Source organism: Bacillus sp. NPDC077027 (assembly GCF_050269555.1).
GTDB lineage: Bacteria > Bacillota > Bacilli > Bacillales > Bacillaceae > Bacillus.
The window spans coordinates 1-8709 of record NZ_JBNNIO010000013.1 but is presented as its reverse complement, the minus strand read 5'-3'; the positions used below and the strand labels follow the sequence as shown (position 1 = coordinate 8709).

The window sequence follows — 8709 nt, the reverse complement described above, 5'->3', positions numbered from 1 at the left end:
TTTAAAGGTTCAGGTGATATTGATAACCTGCTTCCGATGAATTCACAGATCAATCGTAGTGGTGGGAAGTGGTATACCATGGAGCAGGAGTGGTTAGCTGCATTGAAAGAAGTTCCACCTGAAAAAGTCTCTGTCTATATTGAGGCAGTCTACCATTCAGACTCCTTAAGACCTTCAGCTTTTGAAGTGAAATATAAAATAGGGGAAAGCACAGATTATATTTATATAAAAAATGAGTATGGAGGTTAACCTTAGTGGAAACAAAGAAAAAATCAGAACTATATAAAGAAATTGCCGAAAATATAAACGAAATCATACCAACTGAATGGCATAAAGTTTGGCTTTACTCCGAAGTGCTAAATGATTCATCAGAGGTTGCTTTTTATTTTTGCACTGATGAAGAGGAATATTTCTATGGCCACAATATCCCTGACAACTTTCAAGTTAGTGAACGAGTATACGTTAATATTTTAATTAGGATTCAAGAGTTATTCATACAATTAAGAGAAGAATTTATAAATCGTAATGAACAGGAATGGACAACAGCTTCCCTTGAACTAGATCACACAGGAAAGTTGTCAATTGAATTTGGTTACGATGATATCTTAAATTCAGGCTTAAATGGATCACAAAGAAAAGCCATATGGGCATATGAGAATTTAGGAATATACCCAAAAAGAAAATCAGTTAGAGAATTTCTCGAAGAATATATAAAAAATAAAGAAGAAAACAAATAGCACATTACCCTCCAAATACAGGAGGGTTTTTGTATTAGATATGAATTGGTTATAGAAAAAGTAGACTAATAAGATACAGCTTGTTCCGACTGACTTACATAAAAATGTACCACATATTGGTGCCGCATCAGACTTAAGAGGAGGCTATTAAAATGAGTTTTAAACGGATTAAAGACAAACTTGATCAATACACTATTGATATTAGATCAACCAAAACAAATAACTCATTAAACGAAATGAATAAGATAGAAGAAGAAAACGGATATCATATTTCTTCTGATTATAAAAGTTTTGTTAATGAATACGGGGAATGTTGGATTGAGGACAATGTATATACCTATCTAAGAGAAAAACCAGTGTGGTTAGTTGGTGAATCAGTGCCAGTCGAATTGTTTTATGGGTTGGAGCAGAATGATTATGATATACGAGAAGCCATAAAAACATATAAAGAACAATTGCCTGAACAAATAATTCCTATCGCAGACGCAGATGGCGGAGACCTGATTTGTTTAGATGTTAGTGAAATAAATCAAGGGAAAATTTATTTTTGGGATCATGAACTTAGAGATAGAGAACAGTATCTGTTCCTGATTGCTGATACTTTTACTGAGTTTATTGAAGGGTTATTTGTTGTTGAAGATGATGATGAAGATAGTGATACAGAAGATATTGATATCCAACTTAGTGACGATCTCATAAAAATGTTAAAGGAGAGAGATTAAAATTTAGACAAACTATCTATAAATACACCTAGCAACCCTCTCTTGTTTTATATGTTATTTATATTTTAATAAATCCTCAAACAAATGTCACAAGCACAAGAGTAACAACGAACTAGATGTTTCTAATGACAAAGTTAAATACAGCTTAGTTAATAAAAAAGTGGTTAGTGATCAATTGATTGAACAAGTATACGAGGATACCGGTATAGATGTTTCAAATGTAGATGTATCAAACTTTAATAAAGAATTTGACTTTCTTTTGAATGATCCAGTATTTATTGAATTAGAAGAAACTTTAGCGTTACAGAGTCAGAATGCTGAATTGAAAGAAGACAGTGTAACTGGTCAGTGGATACCGGTGGTGGCTGCTGCTTTAAGATTATTAATTTCTCAAGTTGGAAAAAAGGGAATGCAAAAAGGATGGAAAGTAGCTAGACCATATGTGCAGAAAGCATTAAAGGCGCCTCAAAATTATATTATTGATGGCCCTGGATCAGGAGGGCGCATTATACAGGTACGTAGCAAAAAAACCAAAAAACCACTATTCAGACTAGATTATGCACCTATAAAACATGGAAGACCTGCTGTTCTGCATTATCATGTTCCACCTAATCTAAAAGATCATCATGTTATTTTCTAAAGGGGAGATCAACGTTGCTTAACTTAGACGATACAATGCATTTGCATGTAGGCTATTATGAAAATGATTTAGATTATGAAGGTGTGTTTTTTAAAAGTTTAGATTCAGGGAAATGGTTATTGTTTTTTGATCAAGAAAGCTATGGTATAAAACTTAAACAAAAATATGAAAAATATAATGATTTTGGTTTGTTGGTTGGAGAGTATAATATTGATGATGAAGATATTGAGGATAAAGGTGATGCATTGTTCGAACAATTTCTAAAAGAAAATGGTTTAATAAAAGCATAGCGTTTTTGTGTGATACGTTACAATAAATAAAATGATATAGAAGAAGATATCTTTATCTGTTTGAAGACTGTTATGTAGACTTTAAAACTTTTCTAGAAGTATATTGATTCTGAAGGCGATGCGTTTTGGGAATAATAGAACCAAAGTGTCCATTTTTATGGGCACTTTTTTTATTTGCATTGCCGAGAAAAAGCGAACATGAATATTTTGTCCAGAAAGAAGCACCTGCGGACGCTGATCATTGGGCACTTTAAGTGCCACAATGGGTGTCCGCTTTTATGTTGTGTTTTTTGTATCTTTATTCCTATTTAATGACAAGTTTTGTGTTGGTAAAATTGACCTTGTCAATGACTAGGAAGGAGTGAATTCTGCTGGGGAAGATACTAGATGCAAAAGCACTAACAAGTGCCATGGATACAAGGGCGAAACACTATCAGGAACTCCGTGAACAAATGGTAGATTTAAAAAAGGCACTACAAGGTGTGGCAAACCTCGGTGACGGTTTCACTGGAAAAGGTGCCGATAACATTAAAAGTTTCTATAAAGAGCTGGCTGGAAATTTGGACATGTTTATCAGCTTCATCTGGGACACTTGATGATACAAACTTTGGCGGCGATACCTTTGTAGAAGAACACTTTTTAGACCACGCTGTACATATGGGAATCAAGAATGCCAAAAGCATTGTAAAGGATCAAAAAAAGGCACTCAAAACGATTTTCCAAGATATTGATGACCTCATTTCTCTGGAGGTATTTGATAGCCAAACCTTTGATGATAAGATCGAAGATGCGGAAGACGAGCGAAAGAAAACGGTTAAAGATTTAATAGAACTTGATCAAAATTTAAAAGATGAATATGCTTTGTCAGAAACGGAGCAGCAATCTACAATGGCATTGTACGCTGAAATGATGAATGCCACGAATGACGGAAAATCCATTTCACCTATGAATTTTGACAGAAAAGCATTTCAAGATAGTGAAATTTACAAGGCAAAAAGCGATATTGAGAAACAAACTGCTGAATATCTCAAAATCAAAAAAGAACAAGAAGAAGCTAGAGAAATCGCAAAGGAACAAGAAGCACTCGCCAACCGTCCTTGGTATGAAAAAGCCCTCGATTATGGTGGAAACATCGTGAATGAACTGACTGGCGTGAACGATGCAAAACGTGCTGCTACAGGCGTCGATCCAATTACAGGCGAAGAGCTTACAGCAGGACAGCGAGTCGCAGCAGGCGGCATGGCGGCAGCCGGTTATATCCCTATCGTCGGCTGGGCAGGACGCATTTTTAAAGGCGGGAAAGCCGTCTATAAAACCACCCAAGCCACATCAGCCGCGGTTAGAGCAGTCGATATTTACAAGACGTCACAAAAGTCCTTTGATGCCTTAAAAACATCACAAAAAGGTTTATACGGCATCACTGCAACCAATGGCTTCAGCGAAGCGATCACAGGCCGAGATATGTTTGGAAATAAGATCTCGAAAGAACAGCAGGAAGCGAGTATGAATGCGGCGCTGGGAATGCTTTTACCGTTTGGTGCAAAAGGGTTTCATGGTAAGATGGGAATCAAGAAAGGTGAGAAAAATCCTTTATCTCCAGGTAATGGGCTGGCTACACATGAATCCAGAGGTGGGCACTTGATAGAGAGACATGTTGGGAAAACAGATGAAGAACTATTAGAAAGGCTGAAAAGTAATCCTAAAATTACGGGTTCTTCTACTTTTAACGATAGAATGACTGCAGAAAGAGTTGCTGATTCAGTTCTGGGTGATCCTAAGAGTGTTGATAAAATACAAAAGTGGTTATCCGACCCCAACAGTAGACCTACATTACCATTAAAATATAAGGGTGATGGAGAGGTAATTGGAAGAAGTGTTTCGAGAAATTCAGAAATAGTCGAGAATGTTACAAATGCAAAAATCATACTGAAAAAAGATGAGAATGGCGGTTTTATTTTAACAGGATACCCTGTTAAATAGAAAGAAGGATGATAAAATGAATGAGAGTTACAGTTATTTAGAGGAGTTAGAAGATTTTTTAGGTGGGACATTTCATCAGGATATCGATTCACCAGAAGAAGCGTTAGAGGAGTTTATTCATGAAGCTACTAAAGAATGTCTGCTGTCTACTATAAAGGATTGTCAGGATTTTTTGAATGGTACTTTAACAATTGAAGAAAAAGAAAGTTTTATCGAAAATAATGCAGAAATCTATTTTCCGGCGATCTCATTAAACCCTATACAGTGGTTTAATAAAATAATAGAGGAAATGAAAGAAGCAGTAAAAATGAAGTAACAAAATGATCCTTGATCGGCCAATGCCTTTCAAGGTTTTTTGTGTTTATTGAACTTCATACCGATAAAAACCCGATAAAAAGGGGGATAAAATGGGGACCTTTTTTCCTGTGCGGGTCATCGTATGATAGAGACAAGCAAAACGAACGTGAATATTTTGTCCAGAAGGAAGAACCTGCGGACACTGATCATTGAGCACTCTAAGTGCCTTGATTGGTGTCCGCTTTTTTATTGGGAGACGCGCCTTTCCCTTATCAATGGCGTATCTGGATACGGAATAAAGGTGATGAGGAATGTGGCCATACGAGAGGGACATTCTGAGCCTGGATAGCAGCTGGTCTGCGGCAGCCGTATCGAGGACAGTTTTTCATTTTGATCAAGAGAAGTTAAATTACAATAGGAATACGTTTATCATTAATTTTATCAGCAATAAACTCAGTTTCAGGGTCAATAAAAACTTCGCCAATGTTAAATGCTTTTTGTGTAATATTCTGATTTTTCACCAAGGCTAGAAGTTTATCTACATCAAATTGATAAATATAATCTCCCACAGGTGTTTTAAAGATAGATCGATAAGTTTCTATATCCCTATTTTCTGTGAATTGTCTTTCTAATAATGGGTTTGCATGTGGAATTAAACGAGAAAGTTTTAAAAGTTCATTGTCTTTGCTATTAAAATCAACACACCAATCGGAAACCCATAATTTATTCTACAACATCTCTAATGTCTTCATCGTCAATGTTATTTGTTTCAAATTTTATTGCTAACAATTTCAGGAATTTACTTTTATGGAATTGAAATAACTCACTATAGCTCTTATTTTTTTGTGGTTTTTCTATTATCAATGCAGGTTACTTCATGGGGAGTAGCCATCGCTGCATTTGCTAAAACTGAAAATACGGGGTTAGTGATGACTAACATGATTGCTTTAGGATTGCGGTTTATGGACTCCATTTGACCAATTACCTAATTATCTGAAAATAATTGGTGTGATTTTGCCCCAGTATTGGCACACCAAGGTTTAGTGCATTCAGTATCAACACTACATGGGAGAGAGTATTTGATCTTGGTAGCGTTAGTCCTTATTGGATATACTATATTAGGATTTATTCTTTCATTGGTAGGCTATAAAAAATATATAAAGCGAGCTAGAGGTTAGGATTAGAAATGATTTTAACTAAATATTATATGAATTAATTTCATAATTCAAATTCTTATAGGTCAATCTATCTAAATTGATAAAAAAATATTAAATTAAAACCATTAGATATCGGCTAGTTCAATGTCATACGAGTTCTAATGTTATTGAACTAGTCAATGTAACTATTTTGTTTATAAGAAAATTATCAACTAAATAGAAGCTAATAGTTTAATTTGTTTTTTCAAATCTATTGATTATACGAATATTAGGTATTATTGTAAATTAACCATAAAGAGGATGTAAGTAGGAAGAATATAATCTTATTTAACAAGTGGTTATATGAAGCGAATAGAGGGATAGATATTTACCAAAATGATGAAGAAAAAGTAAGCGTAAAATATCTAGATGGGCAAGGGTCTTTACCATCCTTTATCCAATTGTTCGTTCCTTCTATCATCTACTGAAATCAAATCAAACAATAAAACAATGTAGCAGACTAATTGTGATTGGTTTATTATAGATAAGACTAAAAATCAAAGTAAGCAATGGTATTAAATGGAACTTTGTGGATATTGTGAAAAGTCAAGGGAGTTTTACAAGAACAAAAAAATAGACTTTAAAGGAGTTAAAAAATGGTGATATTCAAACTATCAGAGACTTATCATTCAACCTATGGAGATGTAAAATATGGGGTGAGTGGAGATGGACCTCCTTTAGTTTTGGTGCATGGCACTCCTTGGTCTTCATTTAATTGGCGACATATAATCCCAGGTCTTAGTCAATGGTTTAAAGTTTACTATTACGACCTACTTGGGTACGGTAAATCAGAAAAAAAAGAAATGGATGTCTCTCTGGGTGTACAAAATAAAATCCTTAATGACTTATTAGATCATTGGGGATTAAACAGCCCCATTATAGTTGGACACGACTTTGGTGGTACAACGGCATTGAGAACACACTTGTTAAATAATCGTTCTTTCAAAAAGATGATATTAATAGATCCTGTTGCGATAGCTCCTTGGGGATCTGAATTTTTTTCACATGTTAATCATTATGAAAAGGCATTTCAAGGACTACCTAATTATATTCATGAATCTGTTATATCTACTTATGTGCAAGGGGCCATGTTTAGGGAAATGGACACAAATACTCTAAAGGGCATTAAAGAACCTTGGTTAGGTCATGTAGGAAAAGAAGCTTTTTACAGACAAATCGCACAAGCCAGCCAGAAATATACAGATGAAATTGAGTCTCTCTACGGCGAAGTGTGCGTTCCTACTTTAATCATCTGGGGAGAAGAAGATACTTGGATCCCAATAGAGAAAGGAGAGCAATTGTCTGGTAAAATCCCTGATGCGTCATATGTTACTATCTCAAATGCTGGTCATTTAGTTCAAGAAGACCAACCTAGTATTTTGTTAGCACATATACTTAAATATGTATGGTGACCGAAGTACAGTAAACGAGTTCGCTGATCCTCTTGTAAGAAGAAACACTAATCTCTCAAAATAAAATGATGGAAGTTTATAAAGAGACTAAATGAATAGGCTCTTAAATGATAAATATTTAACCGTGTTTATAGATATGGATGTAGCAAATACAAACACTGCTAGGAGAGCACGATGAACATAGGTGAATTCATCTTTAAACCAGAGCTATGTAAAACGAACAATAAGAAAAATTATTGTTGATTTCTCTAGTGCGACTGTCAATCTAAATCATGCAGCAATGAACGATGTAACATTCAGTATTCCTCTATAAGATCGGTATGTAAAAGATCCTTGTTTAGCTAGCTAATTTGTAGGAAAAAAGAAGTGAATGAGTTGAAGAAGTCTATTTTAATCACATTATCACTAGCAGTTGTAGCACTAGGTACACTTTTCTTTACAAATGGTGTGCACCAACAACAAAATAATCATCCCAAAAATAACAGTAGCATCAAGGGGAAATTCTGGAGGATACTTGGTTAAAAATTTATAAAGTGGATTAAAGTGTAAGGCTCCTTGTGGTATTCTAGGAAAAGAATATTTCATAAAGGGAGTCTTTTTTATATGAAAATATTAGATGCTTCAACGCTTATATTATCTGTAGAGAAAAGGTCAAAGGCATATGAACAGCTTCGGGAAGAAATGACGGATTTGAAGAAGGCGCTAAAAGGTGTGGCTGATTTAGGTGATGAGTTCACTGGAAAAGGTGCAGACAATATTAAAGCCTTTTATGGGGATCTTGCGCTTTACACTGAGACTTATATTGATTTTATTGATATGCAAAAGTCTTTTTTAGATGGGGTGAAAGGAAAGCTAGATGATGCTTCGTTAGGAGGAAGCACGTTTATTGATGAACACTTTTTAGAATCTCAATTAAAACAAGGCATTCAAAACAATAAAGATATGGTGAAGGAACAAAAACAAGCTCTTTCAACCATTTTTGATGACATTAGCGACTTGATTGAATTAGACGTATTTTCTAGTCAAAAAGTAGACGAACACTTAGATGATGCAAATGAAAAACGAAAAGAAACGATTGATGAGTTACATAAAATAGACAACGATTTGAAAACAGAATACGTAAAATCAGAAGCGATTGAGACACACCTTAAAACATTTTATGCAAAAATGATGGTAGCTACAGGTGAAGGCAAAAATGCACAGCCCATGTATTACGACGCAAAAGCGTTTCATGAGACAGATGTGTATAAAAGCCATGATAGAATCGATGCACAGGTAAAAGCCTATCTAAAAGTGAAAAAAGAGGAAGCCGAGAAAAGAAGAATCAAAGAGTTAAAGGCAAAACTAGATGATCCATCATGCATTTCAGTAGATAAGTACTTTGAAATTGTAGATGAGGTCGGATATGATAACCTTTCTTATAATCAGAAAATGT

At 34.8% G+C, this 8709-nt stretch carries 10 protein-coding genes and 1 pseudogene; all 11 read left to right on the top strand.

Features of this window, described 5'->3' with window-relative positions:
* Positions 1 to 249: DNA/RNA non-specific endonuclease (locus ACQKEZ_RS19350; RefSeq protein ID WP_427303624.1), on the top strand; the 249-nt coding region annotated here is incomplete at its 5' end.
* A gap of 5 nt (positions 250 to 254) precedes the next feature.
* Complete coding sequence (locus tag ACQKEZ_RS19345) at positions 255 to 737, top strand: antitoxin YezG family protein (protein WP_427303622.1); 483 nt, start codon at positions 255 to 257, stop codon at positions 735 to 737.
* Between the two features lie 73 nt (positions 738 to 810).
* A complete protein-coding gene (locus ACQKEZ_RS19340) occupies positions 811 to 888 on the top strand; it encodes an HNH endonuclease (protein ID WP_141211636.1) in 78 nt (25 codons plus the stop codon).
* 1 nt (position 889) lies between these two features.
* Positions 890 to 1459 carry an SMI1/KNR4 family protein gene (locus tag ACQKEZ_RS19335; protein WP_427303620.1) on the top strand — a complete coding sequence of 190 codons (570 nt, stop codon included), beginning with the start codon at positions 890 to 892 and terminating at the stop codon, positions 1457 to 1459.
* 175 nt (positions 1460 to 1634) lie between these two features.
* Complete coding sequence (locus ACQKEZ_RS19330) at positions 1635 to 2099, top strand: hypothetical protein (protein ID WP_427303618.1); 465 nt, start codon at positions 1635 to 1637, stop codon at positions 2097 to 2099.
* A 14-nt stretch (positions 2100 to 2113) separates the two neighbouring features.
* Positions 2114 to 2389 (top strand): DUF3986 family protein, encoded by a 276-nt coding sequence (locus tag ACQKEZ_RS19325; protein WP_427303616.1) that lies wholly within the window; start codon positions 2114 to 2116, stop codon positions 2387 to 2389.
* 410 nt (positions 2390 to 2799) lie between these two features.
* Positions 2800 to 4369, top strand: a pseudogene (locus tag ACQKEZ_RS19320) (ribonuclease YeeF family protein).
* Positions 4370 to 4385: 16 nt separating this feature from the next.
* On the top strand, positions 4386 to 4685 hold the full coding sequence (locus ACQKEZ_RS19315) for a contact-dependent growth inhibition system immunity protein (protein WP_056703922.1): 300 nt from the start codon (positions 4386 to 4388) through the stop codon (positions 4683 to 4685).
* Positions 4686 to 6458: 1773 nt separating this feature from the next.
* Positions 6459 to 7274 (top strand): alpha/beta fold hydrolase, encoded by an 816-nt coding sequence (locus ACQKEZ_RS19310; protein ID WP_427303614.1) that lies wholly within the window; start codon positions 6459 to 6461, stop codon positions 7272 to 7274.
* Positions 7275 to 7640: 366 nt separating this feature from the next.
* Positions 7641 to 7796: a hypothetical protein gene (locus ACQKEZ_RS19305; protein WP_427303612.1), complete on the top strand. Its 156-nt coding sequence runs from the start codon at positions 7641 to 7643 to the stop codon at positions 7794 to 7796.
* An 81-nt stretch (positions 7797 to 7877) separates the two neighbouring features.
* The coding region (locus ACQKEZ_RS19300) for a T7SS effector LXG polymorphic toxin (protein WP_427303610.1) at positions 7878 to 8709 on the top strand (832 nt) is incomplete at its 3' end.